General features: G+C 49.6%; 17 protein-coding genes. 4 read left to right on the top strand and 13 right to left on the bottom strand.

Annotation, left to right across the window (positions count from 1 at the left end):
• The 9 genes from MK185_09515 to lptD all read right to left on the bottom strand — a co-directional run bounded on the left by MK185_09515 (window position 1) and on the right by lptD (window position 10,818).
• The gene (locus MK185_09515) at window positions 1-1,281 is read right to left on the bottom strand and encodes a YeaH/YhbH family protein (GenBank protein ID MCH2040860.1); all 1,281 of its coding nucleotides are present in this window, start codon (window positions 1,279-1,281) and stop codon (window positions 1-3) included.
• An 87-nt stretch (window positions 1,282-1,368) separates the two neighbouring features.
• On the bottom strand, window positions 1,369-3,291 hold the full coding sequence (locus MK185_09510; protein MCH2040859.1) for a PrkA family serine protein kinase: 1,923 nt from the start codon (window positions 3,289-3,291) through the stop codon (window positions 1,369-1,371).
• Between the two features lie 316 nt (window positions 3,292-3,607).
• The gene (glpE, locus tag MK185_09505) at window positions 3,608-3,928 is read right to left on the bottom strand and encodes a thiosulfate sulfurtransferase GlpE (GenBank protein ID MCH2040858.1); all 321 of its coding nucleotides are present in this window, start codon (window positions 3,926-3,928) and stop codon (window positions 3,608-3,610) included.
• Window positions 3,928-4,755 carry a symmetrical bis(5'-nucleosyl)-tetraphosphatase gene (locus tag MK185_09500; protein ID MCH2040857.1) on the bottom strand — a complete coding sequence of 276 codons (828 nt, stop codon included), beginning with the start codon at window positions 4,753-4,755 and terminating at the stop codon, window positions 3,928-3,930. Before MK185_09500 ends, glpE begins: the two co-directional genes overlap by 1 nt.
• A 37-nt stretch (window positions 4,756-4,792) precedes the next feature.
• Window positions 4,793-5,173 (bottom strand): Co2+/Mg2+ efflux protein ApaG, encoded by a 381-nt coding sequence (gene apaG, locus MK185_09495; protein MCH2040856.1) that lies wholly within the window; start codon window positions 5,171-5,173, stop codon window positions 4,793-4,795.
• Window positions 5,174-5,197: 24 nt separating this feature from the next.
• Window positions 5,198-6,049 (bottom strand): 16S rRNA (adenine(1518)-N(6)/adenine(1519)-N(6))-dimethyltransferase RsmA, encoded by an 852-nt coding sequence (gene rsmA, locus MK185_09490; GenBank protein ID MCH2040855.1) that lies wholly within the window; start codon window positions 6,047-6,049, stop codon window positions 5,198-5,200.
• Complete coding sequence (pdxA, locus tag MK185_09485; GenBank protein MCH2040854.1) at window positions 6,046-7,044, bottom strand: 4-hydroxythreonine-4-phosphate dehydrogenase PdxA; 999 nt, start codon at window positions 7,042-7,044, stop codon at window positions 6,046-6,048. Before pdxA ends, rsmA begins: the two co-directional genes overlap by 4 nt.
• Window positions 7,041-8,327 (bottom strand): peptidylprolyl isomerase, encoded by a 1,287-nt coding sequence (locus MK185_09480; protein MCH2040853.1) that lies wholly within the window; start codon window positions 8,325-8,327, stop codon window positions 7,041-7,043. Before MK185_09480 ends, pdxA begins: the two co-directional genes overlap by 4 nt.
• Complete coding sequence (lptD, locus tag MK185_09475; GenBank protein ID MCH2040852.1) at window positions 8,317-10,818, bottom strand: LPS assembly protein LptD; 2,502 nt, start codon at window positions 10,816-10,818, stop codon at window positions 8,317-8,319. Before lptD ends, MK185_09480 begins: the two co-directional genes overlap by 11 nt.
• 143 nt (window positions 10,819-10,961) lie before the next feature.
• Here lptD and MK185_09470 point away from each other — a divergent pair, with 143 nt between their 5' ends.
• Genes MK185_09470 through djlA form a run of 3 tightly spaced genes read left to right on the top strand, consistent with a single transcriptional unit; the run spans window position 10,962 to window position 13,500 of the window.
• On the top strand, window positions 10,962-12,005 hold the full coding sequence (locus MK185_09470) for a phosphotransferase (GenBank protein MCH2040851.1): 1,044 nt from the start codon (window positions 10,962-10,964) through the stop codon (window positions 12,003-12,005).
• Window positions 12,002-12,703, top strand: a complete 702-nt coding sequence (locus MK185_09465; protein ID MCH2040850.1) for a nucleotidyltransferase family protein — start codon at window positions 12,002-12,004, stop codon at window positions 12,701-12,703. Before MK185_09470 ends, MK185_09465 begins: the two co-directional genes overlap by 4 nt.
• Entirely contained in the window at window positions 12,700-13,500 is an 801-nt protein-coding gene (gene djlA / locus MK185_09460) for a co-chaperone DjlA (GenBank protein ID MCH2040849.1), read from the top strand. The genes MK185_09465 and djlA overlap by 4 nt, the downstream gene beginning before the upstream one ends.
• 21 nt (window positions 13,501-13,521) lie before the next feature.
• Here the strand turns inward: djlA and arfB are convergent, their stop codons facing one another.
• Complete coding sequence (arfB, locus tag MK185_09455) at window positions 13,522-13,962, bottom strand: aminoacyl-tRNA hydrolase (GenBank protein ID MCH2040848.1); 441 nt, start codon at window positions 13,960-13,962, stop codon at window positions 13,522-13,524.
• A gap of 24 nt (window positions 13,963-13,986) precedes the next feature.
• The gene (locus MK185_09450; protein ID MCH2040847.1) at window positions 13,987-14,688 is read right to left on the bottom strand and encodes a hemolysin III family protein; all 702 of its coding nucleotides are present in this window, start codon (window positions 14,686-14,688) and stop codon (window positions 13,987-13,989) included.
• A gap of 74 nt (window positions 14,689-14,762) precedes the next feature.
• Here MK185_09450 and MK185_09445 point away from each other — a divergent pair, with 74 nt between their 5' ends.
• Window positions 14,763-15,038: a GIY-YIG nuclease family protein gene (locus tag MK185_09445; protein MCH2040846.1), complete on the top strand. Its 276-nt coding sequence runs from the start codon at window positions 14,763-14,765 to the stop codon at window positions 15,036-15,038.
• A gap of 14 nt (window positions 15,039-15,052) precedes the next feature.
• On the opposite strand, the gene MK185_09440 is transcribed toward MK185_09445, so the two are convergent.
• Both MK185_09440 and MK185_09435 read right to left on the bottom strand, forming a co-directional pair.
• The gene (locus MK185_09440; GenBank protein MCH2040845.1) at window positions 15,053-15,784 is read right to left on the bottom strand and encodes a transporter substrate-binding domain-containing protein; all 732 of its coding nucleotides are present in this window, start codon (window positions 15,782-15,784) and stop codon (window positions 15,053-15,055) included.
• 23 nt (window positions 15,785-15,807) lie between these two features.
• On the bottom strand, window positions 15,808-17,340 hold the full coding sequence (locus tag MK185_09435; GenBank protein MCH2040844.1) for a methyl-accepting chemotaxis protein: 1,533 nt from the start codon (window positions 17,338-17,340) through the stop codon (window positions 15,808-15,810).
• Window positions 17,341-17,358 lie beyond the last annotated feature (18 nt).

The following is a 17,358-nucleotide window of genomic DNA, read 5'->3' as shown; positions in this document are numbered from 1 at the left end:
TCAGCTCGCCTGTTGGTATTTTTCTTTGGCAAACAGTTCACGAAAAACCGGATAAATATCACCGGCGTCGCGAATCTGAGCCATAGCAAATTCCTGACTGTGAGTTTTGGATAAATCGTCGTAAGCTTGCCACAAAGCCTGATGCTGATTGGGTGTGATTTCGATGTAAGAAAAATACTGCACCGCAGGTAGCAACTGTTCCCTGAGAATCTGAGCGCACAGTGGTGAGTCATCATCCCAATTGTCGCCATCGGAGGCCTGTGCCGCATAAATATTCCATTCAGAACCGCTGTAACGCTCTTCAACAACCTGATTCATCAGCTTGAGAGCACTGGATACGATGGTTCCGCCAGTTTCGCGAGAATAAAAGAAGTCCTCTTCTGACACCTCTTTTGCACTGGTGTGATGGCGAATAAATACGATGTCAATTTTGTCGTAGTTTTTCTGCAGGAATAAATACAGCAAAATATAAAACCGCTTGGCGATGTCTTTAACATCTTGCGTCATCGAACCAGAAACATCCATCAGGCAAAACATCACAGCTTTACTGCTTGGCACGGGTACTTTTACCTGACTTCGATAGCGCAGATCGAGGTCATCTATAAAAGGAACCAGTTTAATTCGTCGTTCGAGATCGTCAATCTGAGTTTCAACTTCGCTGATTCTGTCTCGTTTCGGGGGAGATTGTTGTTGTAGCTCCAGCAGTTCCGCTCTCAGGGTTTTCAGTTTTTTGCGTTTTCCGGATGTCATGCCAATTCGGCGGGCATGAGCATTGCGTAAAGACCGGACCACAGACAGGTTGTTAGGGGTGCCTTCCGATACGAACCCTGCCCGGAGTGTTTTATATTCACTTGATTGGCTCAAAGTCTTCTTTACCATGTTTGGCAAGGCAAGGTCATCAAACAGATAATTGAGAAATTCTTCTTTCGTTAAATAGAAAGAAAAGTCGTCTTCTCCTTCCCCCTGATTACTGGCTTGACCACTGCCTGAGCCGGCGCCTCCACCTTGCGGCTTATCGATATGATCACCGGTATGGAATTCTTTATTGCCTGGAAAAACTCTGTGTTGTTTCCCACCCTGACCATGCGAAATCATCGGCTCATGCGTACTGCGTGTTGGAATACTAACTTGCTCACCACGCTCCATATCGGTAATCGAGCGCTTATTTACGGCATCAGAAACAGCATCTTTGATATGACTTTTATACCGCCGCAAAAAACGCTGGCGATTCACCATACTCTTGTTTTTTCCGTTTAAACGTCGATCAATTATGTATGACATAGACCACCTCGGTTAGTCAGAGAGCTGAACACAGCACTCTGACAATGCTTCGGATGTTGTTATCTGCTTTAACGGCAGACTGAGTAGTTACTGAGACTTCCTTACTCGCAGATACCACTCTGACAACAACCGGACTTGCTTCTCGGTGTAACCTCTTTCTTTCATACGCTCGACAAAGTCGTCATGTTTCTTCTGGTCATCAGATGAAGATTTGGCAGAGAAAGAAATAACTGGCAGAAGATCTTCCGTATTCGAGAACATTTTTTTCTCAATAACAGCCCGCATCTTCTCGTAAGATTGCCATGAAGGATTGTTGCCGTTGTTATTTGCCCGAGCACGCAAAACAAAGTTCACAATCTCATTGCGGAAATCTTTCGGATTACTGATGCCTGCCGATTTTTCGATTTTCTCCAGCTCTTCATTGATCGCAACCCGGTCGAGCATTTCTCCGGTTTCCGGATCACGATATTCCTGATCCTGAATCCAGAAATCAGCATAAGTAACGTAGCGATCGAAAATGTTCTGACCGTACTCGGAGTATGACTCGAGGTAAGCCGTCTGGATTTCCTTGCCAATAAAGTCGACGTATTCTGTCGCCAGATATTCTTTAATATAATTCAGATAACGGTCGTGGGTTTCTTCCGGATATTGTTCCTGTTCAATGGCTTGCTCCAGCACATACAGCAAATGAACCGGGTTCGCTGCCACCTCGGCAGAATCGAAGTTGAATACTTTGGATAAGATCTTGAAGGCAAAACGGGTCGAAATACCACTCATGCCTTCATTGACGCCAGCACCGTCACGATATTCCTGAATCGATTTGGCTTTTGGGTCGGTGTCTTTCAGATTTTCACCGTTGTATATCCGCATTTTGGAGTAAATGCTGGAGTTTTCCGGCACCAGTAGGCGCGACAGGACAGTAAATTGCGCGAGCATACTGAGCGTGTCCGGAGCACATTGCGCATCGGACAGCGAACTGCTTTTCAATAGTTTTTCATAAATATTGACTTCCTCATCCACTCTCAGGCAATACGGCACTTTGACGATATACACACGATCTAGGAAGGCTTCGTTATTCTTGTTGTTGCGGAAGGTTTGCCATTCTGATTCATTCGAGTGAGCCAGAATAATACCTTCAAAAGGCATAGCGCCCATGCCTTCTGTGCCGTTGTAGTTACCCTCTTGTGTGGCTGTCAGTAGCGGATGCAAAACTTTGATGGGGGCTTTGAACATTTCAACAAATTCCATCAGACCCTGATTGGCACGACAAAGGGCACCAGAGTGCGCATATGCATCCGGGTCATCCTGGGCAAAATCTTCCAGCTTACGAATATCGACCTTACCGACCAGCGAGGATATGTCCTGATTGTTCTCATCGCCGGGTTCAGTTTTAGCAACGCCTATCTGGTCAAGAATGGAAGGATAGAGTTTTACGACCTCGAACTTACTGATATCACCGCCAAATTCATGCAGGCGTTTCACCGCCCAGGGTGACATGACTTTGCCGAGGTATCGCTTGGGAATACCATAGTCTTCTTCGAGAATATGAGCGTCTTCATCCGGTTCGAATAAGCCTAACGGCGATTCAAATACGGGTGAGCCTTTAATTGCATAAAAAGGTATATGCTGAATCAGTTGCTTCAGGCGCTCTGCCAGAGAGGACTTGCCGCCACCGACCGGGCCGAGCAGGTAGAGAATCTGTTTACGTTCTTCCAGCCCCTGTGCGGCATGGCGGAAATAAGAGACGATGTTTTCTACCGCTTCTTCCATGCCATAAAATTCGGAAAAAGCCGGATAGCGTCTTATGACTTTGTTGGAGAAAATACGACTGAGGCGAATGTCTCTGGAGGTATCAACCACTTCAGGTTCGCCTATCGCCATGAGTATGCGTTCGGCTGCGGTTGCATATACGCTGGGATCCTGTTTGCAGAGTTCCAGGTATTGTTGCAAGCTCATCACTTCTTCCTGAGTTGCTTGATACCGTTCCTGATAGCGGCTGAATACAGTCATAGGGCACCCCTTGTCTCGCTGAATTTTGGCTACTTCTGCTACATCTTTTTTACTTCAGAAATTGTCAGTTAATACGTTTTATTAGATCAGTATGGTTCAGGTTAGTTGCGTTTCGCCAGTAAATAATTGTGAGAACATTAATTTCCAGCGCACAAATGTTAGCAAGCAGTCTTCATGCCGTTGTTGGCCAATGACGATTGAAACTGAGAGGTAGGGGAGGAAAGTCAACCGCTTGTATGAGGAAACAAGCGGCTCATTGATGGTAAGCTGAGGTCGGCTGATAATGTCAGAAATGCTCAGGATTAAGTTCCAAAGACTACTTCTCACATAGCTCGGGGAAGGTCGTCTTCCACACCTCAAATCCGCCATCCAAACTGTACACGTCAACAAACCCCTGTTCAGCAAAGTACTGAGCTGCCCCTTGGCTGGAATTGCCGTGATAGCAGCAAACCAATAGTGCTGTTGTTTTGTCGGCGCTGTTCATAAAATCGTTCAGGTTTTGGTTATCAACACGAATCGCGCCTGTAATCCGGCCAGCGTCAAAACTCATGGCATCACGAATATCGATGATTTGCGTTGTCGATTGCTCCATCATCGTTTTGGCATCGTCGCTATGGATACGTTGAAAGGCTTGCATTATTTACTCTTCTTTTTCGGTTTTGCACCGACCCGGAAGAACGTTTCATCGTCCAGGCGCAGTGCGGTTAATTTGCCACCCCAGACACAGCCGGTATCCAGAGCATAAACGTTTTCAGTATCGACTTTACCTTCCAGCGCAGCCCAATGACCAAACAGCAGTCTGGTATTTGCGGCTTTACGGTTAGGGTGTTTGAACCAGGGAATGAAGCCATTTGGCGCAGTATCAAGACCTTCTTTACTGAGCAAATCCAGCGTCCCCCTGTTATCAATAAAACGCATGCGAGTCAGGTAGTTGACGATTGTTCGCAGGCGATCTGTGCCTGTCAGATTTTTATTCCAGCAAGCCGGTTTATTACCGTACATTTGTTCAAAGAACTGGCGCGGGTGATTGCCTTGTAAAACCGCTTCGACCTCCTGAGATAACTTGTGAGCTTTGCGGCCGCTCCATTTCGGTGGGATGCCAGCATGGCTCATACACCAGTTGCGCGCCTCATCGAAATGCACTAGTGGCTGGTGCCTTAACCAATCCATGAGTTTATCCGCATCGGTAGCTTTTATGATCTGATCGAGGGTATCACTGCGTTTTTGCTTGTGATCGGCGTAATAGATGGCTAGGAGGTGAAGATCATGGTTACCGAGAACACAGGTGGCTCTGTGACCCAGATTCTCAAGGAAACGCAGTACCTCTAATGATTGCGGACCACGGTTGACCAGATCCCCTGCAATCCATAAGTGGTCTTTTGCGCGGTCAAATCCGACTTTATCCAGCAGTCGTTGCAAAGGTTCATAGCAGCCTTGAATGTCACCGATCGCGTATATGGCCATTTACAGTGTTCTTATTCCGGTAATCTTCAGTCGTTTGTCAGTTTAGCGCATGCGGAATTGCCAGGGTAAATACCGGAATGGTGGCATGAAACAGCGTACCGTCGGCCGCTTCCATGACGTAATACCCACGCATACTGCCTACCTGTGTTGCCAATACGGCACCAGAGGAGTAGTCAAAGTTACCACCGGGTTCAATGGTTGGCTGTTCGCCGACCACCCCTTCACCATTCACTTCCTGCACATCGGCATTACCGTTAGCGATGAACCAATGGCGGCTGCGCAGAGTTGCTGCCTGATCTCCGTGATTCAGAATACGGATGTGATAAGCAAACACGTAACGTTGCTCGTCGGGCACCGATTGATCCGCCAGGTATTCGCTGATCACATCAACCTCGATGCTGTCGTCCAGATGGTTCATGGATATTCTCTCAACCGCTCTGTCTTAGTTATCGGGAGTTTCCCGCTGTTGTTTATCGTACACCGCGTCCGCCACTTTGACGTAATCCTGCAATGTCAGGCGTTCGGGACGCAAGCTGGTGTCGAGACCCAATGCTTCAATTTCTTCGGCATTCAGCAACTTTTTCAGGGTGTTGCGAATGGTTTTACGACGCATGCTGAAGGCTTCACGGACAACCCGTTGTAAAACTTTGGCGTCTTTCGCCGGATAGGGCAGTTCGTCGTACGGTACCAGCCGAACGATGGCTGAATCCACTTTCGGCGGCGGGTTGAATGAACCTGGTCCGACAATAAACAGTGGTTCAACCCGGCAATAGTACTGCGCCATAATGCCCAGACGGCCATAATCCGAGCAGCCTGGCCCGGCAGCCAGACGATCAACCACTTCTTTTTGCAGCATAAAGTGCATGTCTTTCACCATCATATGGTGGCTGAGGAAGTGGAAAATCAGGGGCGTGGAGATGTTGTAAGGCAGATTACCAACAATGCGCAGCTGCTGATCGTCGTGGTCAAGCAGTTGGCGAAAATCAAATTTCAGTGCGTCGCCTTCGAAAATTCTGAAGTCGGGATAATTGAAGAACTTTGTGCGCAGGATTGGCACCAGATCGCGATCCAGTTCAACCACATTTAAACGCCCGCTAGCCTCCAGTAAAGGCTCGGTGATCGCCCCCATACCAGGACCAATTTCAACCAAACAGTCTTCTGCCTTCGGGTTGATGGAACGCACAATTTTGTCGATCACATAGTGGTCATGCAGAAAGTTCTGACCGAAGCGTTTGCGCGCTTTGTGACCATGATCGTTAGGATTTAACGAGTGCTTGTTTGATGCTTTGTTCATAGATTGCTTGCCATTTGGCTGGCGACTTCGATGGCTGTGGCCAGACTTCCGCAATCTGCCTGACCTGTGCCTGCCAGATCAAGTGCGGTGCCATGATCAACCGAAGTGCGGATAATCGGGAGTCCAAGAGTAATATTAGCGGCACGACCGAATCCGTGGAATTTTAGTACCGGTAGGCCCTGATCGTGATACATCGCCAGGGTTGCATCGGCGTTATCTAATAGCTTGGGAGTGTAGAGTGTGTCTGCGGGTAACGGACCAATCAGATTCAGGCCCTCTGAACGCAGCTCATTCAGAGTGGGGGTAATGGTGTCTATTTCTTCACGGCCTAAATGGCCATCTTCTCCGGCGTGAGGATTCAGTCCGGCAACCAGAATCCTGGGATCGGTAAGGCCGAAGAACGTCTTCAGGTCCTGATGCAGAATACGACTGACTCGCTGAATACGTTCAGCGGTGATGGCATCGGCGACTTCGCGCAGCGGCAGATGGGTGGTCACTAACGCAACCCGCAAGTCACTGGTTGCCAGCATCATAACGACTTCTTTGACACCACAGTAGTCGCGAAAATATTCGGTATGGCCACTGAAACCTGTGTCGCCCTGTAACTCGGTCGCCCCTTCGTTGATTACCCCTTTATGCACCGGCGCGGTGACAATACCTTGCCACCAACCATCGAGACACCCTTGCGCGGCGATCCGCAGAGTTTCCAATACATAATCGGCATTATCTCTGTTGAGCTGTCCTGCCAGGGCAGGGTGTTTCAGCCTAACCGGGTACACCCAGAGTTCGCCGCTGGCGGCAATTTTCGGATTTGTTGCCGGATCTAACAACTTGACCGTCAGCGGCAGCCCCAGTTGCTCGGCCCGCTCCGTCAGCAGTTGGGGGTCTGCAATCACAACCAGCTGCTGGGCGTGTTTTTGTTGCGCCAACTGGACACACAAATCAGGTCCAATGCCTGCTGGCTCTCCGGCGGTAATTGCCAGGCGAATAATCATTGAGGCGCCTTAATATCAACGTACGCTTCGGAACGAATTTTACGTAACCAGATGGGCAATTCTTCCTCGAAGCGACGGCCATACAGCATCTGGCGTACCTGGTCGCGCTGTTTCTCAATGCCGATATCAGTTTGCTTGCGGTCTTCAACCAACAAAATATGCCAGCCGAAGCGACTCTCAAATGGAGTGCTCATTTGACCTGGCTCGGTTACCGCCATGGTTTTATCGAAGGCCGGCACCATGTCGCCCGGATTTACCCAGCCAAGATCACCGCCGCTGGCGCCACTACCAGGGTCATCGCTGAATTCGCGCGCCAGTTCAGAAAAATCCTCACCCGCTTGCAAGCGTTGGTAGAGTTGTTGAATCAATGCTGCGGTTTTTTCTTTGTTCCGCAGCTCATTCGGTTGCACCAGAATATGGCGAACCTTCGACTGTGTAACCATTTGGGTATTACCGCCGCGCTTATTGAGTAATTTGACGATGTGATAGCCGCTGGCACTTTTGATCGGGTTGCTGATATCGCCGGTTGTCATCGCCGGTATTACGTTAGCAAAAATCCCAGGCAGCTGAGCTTCTTTACGCCAACCCAGGTTACCGCCTTTGAGCGCGTTACGGCCGTTGGATTTAGCGATGGCAGTCTGACGGAAATCGGCCCCTTCACGCAGTGCCTGAACCACGCTTTGTGCTTTCTTTTCTGCTTTCTGAATGTTTGCCGGGCTGGCCTGAGCCGGCACGGCGATCAGAATATGACCAATCTCGTATTCGGCAGCAGACGCCATCTTACCCAGATCAGACGCCAGGAAGTAAGCCACATCCTGATCCGTAATCTGGATACGTTCACCAACCTGGAAACGCTGCACACGACTGACTCGCATTTCGTTACGAATTTGTTCGCGTGCCTGAGAAAAAGAAACGCCTTCGGCTTCCATGGCTTGACGGAATTGTGTCAGTGACATCTGATTCTGTGCTGCAATTCGGCGAATCGCATCGTTGAGTTCGGTGTCGCTGATACGAATGGCGCCTCGGTCGGCCATTTGCAGCTGGATGCTCTCCAATACCATGCGCTCCAGTACCTGGCTGCGCAGCACGTCACTCGGTGGTAACGAAGCTCCGGCATTTTGCTGACGCACTGTTTCCATGCGTTGCAGCAACTCGCTGTTCATGATGATGTCATCATCGACCACAGCGGCCACCTGGTCGATGGAGACAGGTGCCGCCTGCGTGGCGGATGTGAATAAAGCCGCACTGATGAGGCTGGCAGAGATAAGGTGTTTAAAAGTCATGATATTTTCGTCTTGAGTAACCGGTTACTGCATCTTCAATAAGGGCATCGGTGCCACCACCCAGGGTGGTCAGGCCTTTAAGCTGGATGCTGAGCATAAAGCCGTATTTTTTGTCTGTGGTGAAGTCGCTCTCGGTATCAGATTCTTTGGGAGAGCTTTCGCGATAGAGCAGCTGGACCCGCCAACAACAATTCTGATATTCCAGTCCGGCGATGGATTCCAGCACATCACTGACCGGGCGTTTCGCTTCGTCTTTGTAGGAACGCAGGTCACGCAACTGCCGGCCGACCAATGCCCAGCGATCATTCAGTGACCAGAAGAACCCCCAGTCCAGTTGCTTGGTTTTGGTTTCGAAACGGTCATTTTCGGCGTCATAAGTTTGCACGGCATTCGTGGAGGCGCTGAGGAAGCGGTTGTCGACGCCTTCGAAACGCACGCCATAGCGCCGCTGCTTGGCGTAATCTTCAAATGGATCCCATTCCAGGGTGTGATACAGCGACCACTTTTCATCCGGATTCCACTCAACTTCGGCCAGTGTACTGGAGGTTGATTGGGTGTCTGCCACATCAAGGGTGGCGGTTTCGGTTAACTGAACGCGACGGTCTTCGTTGTATTGGATCTGACCAAGACTCAGGCGGAACTGTTCCAGGCCATCATCGCGGATAATACGGGTGGTTAAACCAATGCTGGTTTGATCAAGGTCGGCCAGACGGTCACCACCACTGAAACGTTCACCTGTGAATAAACTGGAAAACGATACCGTGCTGACGGTGGTATCAAAGTTAGGAATATTCTCCTGGCCGGCCAGATAAGGGCTTTTTACCCAGAATACCCTTGGCTCCAGTGTCTGTTGGTAATCGCTGCCAAACCAGTTAAATTCGCGGTCAAAGTAAACGCCGGCATCGAGGCTGTAGCGACCCACACCATGGCGGATATTCAGCTCGGTCGCCTCATCCTGGCTGATCGTTTCATCAGCATCGGTTAGTTGATATTGGCGATGGCGGTATTCGGCCTTGGGAGTCAGGAAACCAAATGGCCATTCAAACGGATAGGAAACAGCGGAGTCTGATAACCAGCGGCGTCCATTCAGGGCATCAAATCCGACCAACTCAACATCGGCGTTATTGATCTTAGCGCTGTCATCACGAGTAAAGCGGGTGTATTGCAGCTCTTGCTCCAACTGCCAATCGTTGATGACGCTGGGTGTGTAATTCAGGTTCAGCTGTGGCAAACGTCGGTAAGGACGATTTTTTAATGCAATGGTCTCGTCGACGGTCTGGAAGCTTTCTGCGGTGATATCAAAGTGCCAATCAGTCTGATTGAACAGAATTTCACCACGACGCGGTAAATGGGTGGTTCGGTCAACCGCAGCGGTCGGCTTCATATTGGATAAATAATCTTTATCGCTGACCTTGTTGTAGACCCAGCGATGTGACCAGTTTTGATTAATTTGGCCTTGTTGCTGGTAGTTGATCAGATACCGTTCATCCGACTCCTTTTGATTGGTCGCACCCTCCGGCAGGGCAGCATTGAAGTCGGCGAATTCTTGTCGTTGCTGGCGGTCGCTATCGAGATAACCCAGATTCAGTTCGCCATCGCCAAACCAGCGGGTTTTATGGCGTAACTGAGACTCCCACAGCAACCCACGATTAAGAATGTGATGCGGGGTGATGGTCGCATCCAGATTGGGCGCAAGATTCAGGTAAAAAGGTAGCTGAATATCTTCGGCCTGAAATTGGCCATTGATCGAAAACTGCGGATTTAGGAAACCAGTGGTGCGCTGATCGCCAATTGGAAACCGGTAGTAGGGCAAATACATTACCGGCACATCGGCGATACGCAGTCTGGCATGCCAGGCACTGCCAATACCTCGCTTCTGATCAAGGTTCAGCTCTGAAGCGGCGATATCCCAGTCGTTGCTCTGTGGTTCGCAAAAGGTGAGCGTCGCGTGTTGAAGTTTCAGCTTACCATCACCCTCACTGGCAATGGTGTCAGCGCTGCCACGCAGGTGTCGCGCTGGAATAGAATACTCGGCAGCGGTGAATTGCATCTGCTCGCGTTCATCGACTTCGGCTCTGTCGCCGTAAAGCGTGATGTCAGAGGTCTGCAGGCGGACATTACCCGAGAAGAAACCTGATTGGCTGGCAGGAAACCAGCTGGCCTGGTCACCGGTCAGAATCCGGTCGTGCTGGCGAAATTCGACATTGCCGGAGAAATGCGTATCACCGTTTTGATCACGTTCAGATTCATTGGCCTCAACCTCAATATAATCACCTGCGATTGGTGTGATCTGAGACTGACGGTATGCACCAGAACAAAAAGACATCATGCCTTGTTGTTCCTCTTCGCTCAGATATACGCTTGGATACCAGTTCAGATAGCCCGGTTGCTGATGAGTCGCACGCTGTGCCTGAACCTGGCTGGCAACCGGAGTGATGATCAGGCTGAGCAGCAGTGCGTTAAAACAAATTTTTCCGGCTTGAGTAGTCATAGTGGCTGCAACGCGCCTGTCCATATTATTAACTGTGTTACATTACGGGCTGAGTAACGACACATAATACCTGAAATTGGTGTTATTGATGGTGCCAGCGCGCAGGCGCCCAATTCTAGAACGACTAACTCTGAGAGGCCAGCATGGATCAGCGTCGCGACCAACTCGCGCACTGGGCAGCGGATATTATTCGCCAGCAGTATCAACACAGCGTCACACCAGAGCTGGACACGGTATCGGGTGATGCCAGTTTTCGCCGCTATTTTCGCTTAAATTTTTGTCAAGACCAGCAATATAGCAGTTGGATTGCCGTGGATGCACCGGCCGATAAAGAGGATAATCCGCGGTTTGTGCGCATTGCTCGGCATTGGCATCAGCATGATATTGCTGTTCCAGAGGTCATCGCTCATAACTTTGATCAGGGGTTTATGCTGCTGCAAGACTTTGGCGATGACATGTTATGGCCGGCTCTGCACCAGCAGGGGAGCAGTACAGAACATATTCAGCAATTGTATCGTCAGGCGATCGACCAGCTGATTACCATTCAGCAACTACCAACAACGGATTTACCGTCTTATGATGGTGCGTTACTGGATCAGGAAATGGCGCTGTTCAGTGATTGGCTGTGCGTCAAAGAACTGAAGCTGGAACTCAGTAACGCAGAACAGGCTATGTTGCAGCAGGTGTTCGCGCAGCTGCGCGAGCAAGCTCTGCAGCAGCCAGCCGTTGTGGTTCACCGCGACTTTCACTCTCGCAACCTGATGTTACAACATGATGGCTCTTTGGGCGTTATCGATTTTCAGGACGCCGTGGTCGGCGCAGCAAGTTATGATCTGGTTTCGCTTTTACGCGATTGTTATGTGCGTTGGGATGAGTCGCTTATTACACCGTTGCTGGAATATTACTGGCAACAAGCCAGTATCGAAGGTATCTGTCAGCAATCGCTGGATGCGTTTATTCGCGACTTCGATTGGATGGGGATGCAGCGACATTTAAAAGCAGCGGGCATTTTTGCTCGTTTACACCTGCGTGATGGCAAAGACGGTTACCTGGCGGATATCCCAAACACTTGCCGCTACCTGTTGGATATCAGTGCACGTTATCCACAGTTTTCTGATTTTCACCATTGGCTTCGGCAACGTTTTCTGCCAGCTTTACAGCAATTTATCGATGGGCGTGCTGTATGAAAGCGATGATCCTTGCAGCAGGTCGTGGCACCCGAATGGCACCGCTGACTGATAATTGCCCGAAGCCCCTCATCCCGCTGCTGGGTAAGCCGCTGATCGAACACCATATCGAGAAGCTGGTCGCGGCAGGGGTTCGTGACATAGTGATAAACCACGCTTACCTTGGCTATATGGTTGAAGAGGCTCTGGGAGATGGTTCCCGCTGGGGTTGCAGTATTCGTTATTCCGCGGAAGACCAGGCACTGGAAACCGCTGGCGGCGTTATAAAAGCCTTGCCGTTGTTGGCAACTGATACCTGTGAGCCTTTTCTGCTGATTAACGGGGATGTCTGGCTGGATTGGGATTACGGTAATGCATGGGTTGTCGCAGAACAATTTGATCAAAAACAGGATGGTTTTCTCTGGCTGGTGGAAAATCCGGATCATAATCCAGGCGGTGATTTTTCTTTAACCGACCAGGGAAGAGTACTGTCGAAAATAAGCGGACAGGGCTGGACTTTTTCTGGTGTTAGTTTGTTATCACCAACGTTATTTATGGGGTTACCCACAGGCGTGAGGCCGCTGGCACCGCTGTTACGTCAGGCGATGGATCGGGGCACGATACAAGGGCAGGTTCTGCCGTGTGGTTGGGTTGATGTGGGCACACCACAGCGACTAGCTAACCTTGAGCAGACGTTGTTGCGGAATATATCGGGATGAATTTTTTTATTGGTAAATTAGTCGGCGGTGCGTTTGGACTGTTAACCGGAGGGCCGTTTGGGTTATTAATTGGTGCCTTTACCGGACACTTATTTGACCAGAGTATTAGCCGTTTTCTGGTCGGTAGCGATGACTCTCCGTTGGCAGCCAATCAAGCATCTGTGCAGCAGGTCTTCTTCCGCAGTACTTTCCGTGTGATGGGGAAGTTGGCCAAAGCTGATGGTCGGGTGACGGAGTCCGAGATTGCGGCAGCAACTCAAATCATGGATCAGATGGGGCTGAGTGGAAGTCAACGTCAGGCGGCGATTGATTGCTTTACTGAGGGCAAGCGAGCCGGCTTCGATTTATCCCCCGATCTGGTTTCGCTGAAACGGGTCATCAGTCAGCGCGCCAGTCTGGCACAGATGTTTCTTGAAATTCAGCTCAGTGTTGCTTATGCCGATGGCGAACTGGCGTTGGAGGAGCGACATCTATTTAATCAACTGTGCAAGCAACTTGGTATCAGCGCCTTTCAGTTTGAATGGATTCATGGTCGGGTAAAAGCGGCTATCGCCGGACAGTCTGTGCATCAGGGTGATAATCTGCGTCAGCAGCTGGCTAATGCGTATGCGGTATTGGGTGTAAAAGCGGATACACCGGATGATGAGCTTAAGAAAACCTACCGTAAACTGATGAGTCAGCATCATCCTGACAAGCTACTTGCCAAGGGTTTACCGGAGGAAATGATGAAGCTAGCCAAGGAAAAAACGCAGGAAATTCAAACGGCCTACGATCTGATTAAAAAAAGCCGTAGTTGACAATCTCTCTGCATCAAGCGACTAGTAATCCACTTTACGTCGCAGATTTTTGGTTTGTCCCCGCTTTACTTTACTTTCCACTCTGCGTTTTTGAGAACCCCGGGTCGGCTTGGTTGCAATTCGCCTTTTCTCAACCCGGTTAACATGGCGAACCAACTGCTGTAATCGAAATAAAGCGTCATCGCGGTTCAGGTCCTGGGTACGAAACTGCTGAGCCTTAATAATCAGCACGCCATCTTTTGTCAGGCGTTGATCTTTTAACGCCAACAGTTTTTCTTTGTAGAAGTCGGGCAGGCTGGAGCGATTGATATCGAAACGCAGATGAATCGCGGAGGAGACTTTATTGACGTTTTGACCGCCCGCGCCCTGCGCACGAATCGCATTTAATTCTATTTGGTAAAGCGGAATGACGACGTTGCGACTGATGACCAGAGCACCATTTTCAAGTTGTGGCTGACTCACAAATAATCCAGATTAACCAATGGTTCAGGGTAAAACCGGAATGGTAGCCAAATGGAATGCAATTGCCCAGAAGTGGCAAAATACGCCTGCCATCACAAACAGATGCCAAATTTCGTGAAAACCGAACCAGCGTGGCCATGGGTTAGGCCACTTTAACGCGTAAACGATTGCGCCCAATGTATAGCTGACGCCGCCATAGAGAATCCACCACTGAGCATCGACGGGAATGGTCTCCATCGCCGGCCCTGCTGCGAATAGCACCAACCAGCCCATTGCCAGGTAAATCAGTGTGGATAACCAGCGTGGCGCACTGATCCACACCAGCTTTAGGACAATGCCGGCAACGGCCAATGCCCAAACGACTGAAAAAAGAATCCAGCCGATATTACCGTTCAGTGGTACCAGACAGATGGGGGTGTAACTGCCGGCAATCATCAGAAAAATCGCCATGTGATCGATGCGTTTTAACCAGCGAATCGCCTCTTCACTGGTATGCATCAGATGGTACAGTGCACTGCTGGCGAACATCAGGAACATGGTCGCACCAAAAATCACAAACGACACCATATGCCAGACGTTGCCATGCAGTGCAGCCTGAACCGACAAAATACATAACGCCACAATCGCGAAAATTGCGCCTGCTAAATGAGTAAGCCCACTGATTGGATCACGAAACACGGTGTGCATAGGGGTGCGATTATCTGGATAGCGGAAAAACGTTACCATACGGATATTTTTTTGAATTAAGTAGGGGGTAAATCATGCCAGACGACGAACCTTCGCCCGTACTGGAAACGGCAATGTGGTCGGTTTACTTGGTCCGTACTGCCGGAGGCTGCTTGTACTGCGGGATTTCCACGGATGTTTCACGGCGTTTTAAAGAGCATCTTACTGGCAACAAGGGGGCTCGTGCTCTGCGCGGTAAAGGCCCGTTATCACTGGTGTTTCAGCAGGTTGTGGGTGACCGCAGTTCGGCTTCAAAAATAGAATACCGGGTAAAACAATTACCGAAGAAAGAAAAAGAAAAGTTGGTCCGCGGTGAGCGTGGGCTGCCCATTGAGCAGGCAGCCGGATGAGCAGGAATCAGAAGTTATATGTGTTTTGCCATTATGGCATTAACATCAATTTTCTTCAGACCCTCATTGAATATCTTGGCCATTTCAGCACCGCCAGGGGTTTTCTTAAAGCATATATACAGCTTTTTATCTTCCAGCAGTTTTCCGTTAAAAGATGCTTTCCCTTCTTTACCGCTCAGTGCTTTGTCTGTTTTGAACAGGTAGTCCATTACATTGCGATCGATGACCGCAAGATCCAGACGTCCGTTGACGACTTTCAGGATGTTGTTTTTGTCACTGATTACAGCTTCTGTTTTCAGTTGACCAGAATTCATCATGGCATCGAAATCCGTCGTATTAACGTAATCCTGTACAACGCCAATGCGGTAGCTTTTCAGATCGTCAAGAGAGGACCAGGTGACGGGTTTAGCGCTCTGTTCTACGAACCCCAGAGGGCCAGAGCCCATTGGTTGTGAATAAGTGAATTCTTCGGCAACAGCATCAGAGTGATATTCGGGGAAGTACCCGGCATAAGCGCTGCCTTTACTTTTTGCCAGCGAAACTGCGCGGCTCCATGGAAAGAAATCCACTTCCAGGGTGTAGCCCATGGCAGCGAATGCTGCTTTGGCAACGGCGACGGATGCGCCTTGTTCATTAAGCGCTTTACCAGAGTAGGGAGGCCAGTCCAGTGACGTCAGTTTTACGACTTTGTCAGCCAGTACGAGCTGAGACAAAGTAAAACCAATGATCAGCAGAAGTATTCGCATAGTTGTTTCCTCTTGGGCTTATTTCAGACTGAAGTCTTGAACGACTGCATTTTGTCTTGTAATTCCAACGACATTTCCATTGCTGAGGAGCTTGCCGCCATGGTTTGGTCCGCCAGTTGTTCGGTACTGTCGGCATTGTGTGAAATGTTGACTATGTTCTGATTAAGTTCGCTGATGACGGCGCTTTGTTCAGATGCTGCCTGAGATATCTGCGAGTTCATGGTGTTGATCTGGTCCACATTGTTCGCCACTGTCCGAATGGCCTCTCCGGCTTTTTCGATTTTACTGACACTGCTGGTCGCGTTCTCAGTCCCCTTACGGATAGCGGTACCCGCCTCCTCAGTAGACTTCTGTAATCGCTCAATCATGTGATTAATTTCTTCTGTGGATTGTTGCGTGCGCTGAGCCAGCGTTCTCACTTCGTCAGCTACCACCGCAAAACCACGTCCTTGTTCCCCGGCGCGCGCCGCTTCGATGGCCGCGTTGAGGGCTAATAAATTGGTTTGTTCTGCGATGCCCTGAATAACATCACTGACAGCGCCAATGTTCTCACCTTCTTTAACCAGAACTTGGATGACGTCTGAAATCTGGCCAATTTCATTTGATAGTGCATTAATACTGGCGACGGCATCTGAAACGATATTATGGCTGCTGCGTGCCGATTCGTTCGCGCTCTGAGCCGCCTCCGCAGCCTGGCGGGCATTGCCGGCAACCATATCGGTGCTACTGGATAACTCCGTGCTGGCGGAAACAATCAGATCAATTTCAGAACGTTGGCTGCGAAGCTCACCCCGCATGTTTTCCACATGGCCCTGACTTTCCTGGGATTTATTGGCGAGAGATAAACCAGTGTGACCGATGTCAGTGATCAGGGCGTCGAGTTTCTGTACAAAAATGTTGAATTCCCTGGCCAACTCCGAAAGCTCAACCGACCCACTCTCACTGAGGCGCTTGGTCAGATCACCATTCCCCTGTGCAATGTCATGAACCGCTTCTTTTACTTTTTCTAAAGGTCGGATCATGGCTGTTTTAACAATCAGGACAATGGCTATTGCTGCAATCAGATCCAGTAGCAGAATACGGAATACTTCGAGGTTGAAGGCGTCCGTTAGAATTTTCTCCTCCCGGTGGTTATTAACCCCGATTACGATGCGCCCAACTTCATTAGACTCTCCGTCCGCTTCATAAATGAGGACTTCGTTCATCTCAATGGCATCACTGTATTCGCTGACCCGGCGCTCCCGGATGACGCCATTGTCGTCCTTTGCCAGTGTTGCAAATACATCGTCATTGACGATTACCGTGATTCGATTAAGAAATTCAGAGGCCAGTTCCGCCTCAATGGCTTTGATGACCGTGCTCTGGTCGAAGTTCCAGATGGGCAATGGGAGGCTGCCTTGTAGTCGAAGGACAGTTTTTTCGGCACTGGATCTCAGATCTTCAGTGAGCTGACTCTCAGTTTTCTTGTAATTGAACACGCCGAGCACGACAAGCAACGCCGTCAGAACAACAAGAATCTGGAGGATGGTCTTAAACAGTAAGCTGTTACTACTCATAATAAATTCGGGGTCGGG

The organism is Saccharospirillaceae bacterium, assembly GCA_022448365.1.
Classification (GTDB): Bacteria; Pseudomonadota; Gammaproteobacteria; order Pseudomonadales; family Oceanobacteraceae; genus Bacterioplanoides.
This window is presented reverse-complemented; position numbering and strand designations above follow the sequence as displayed.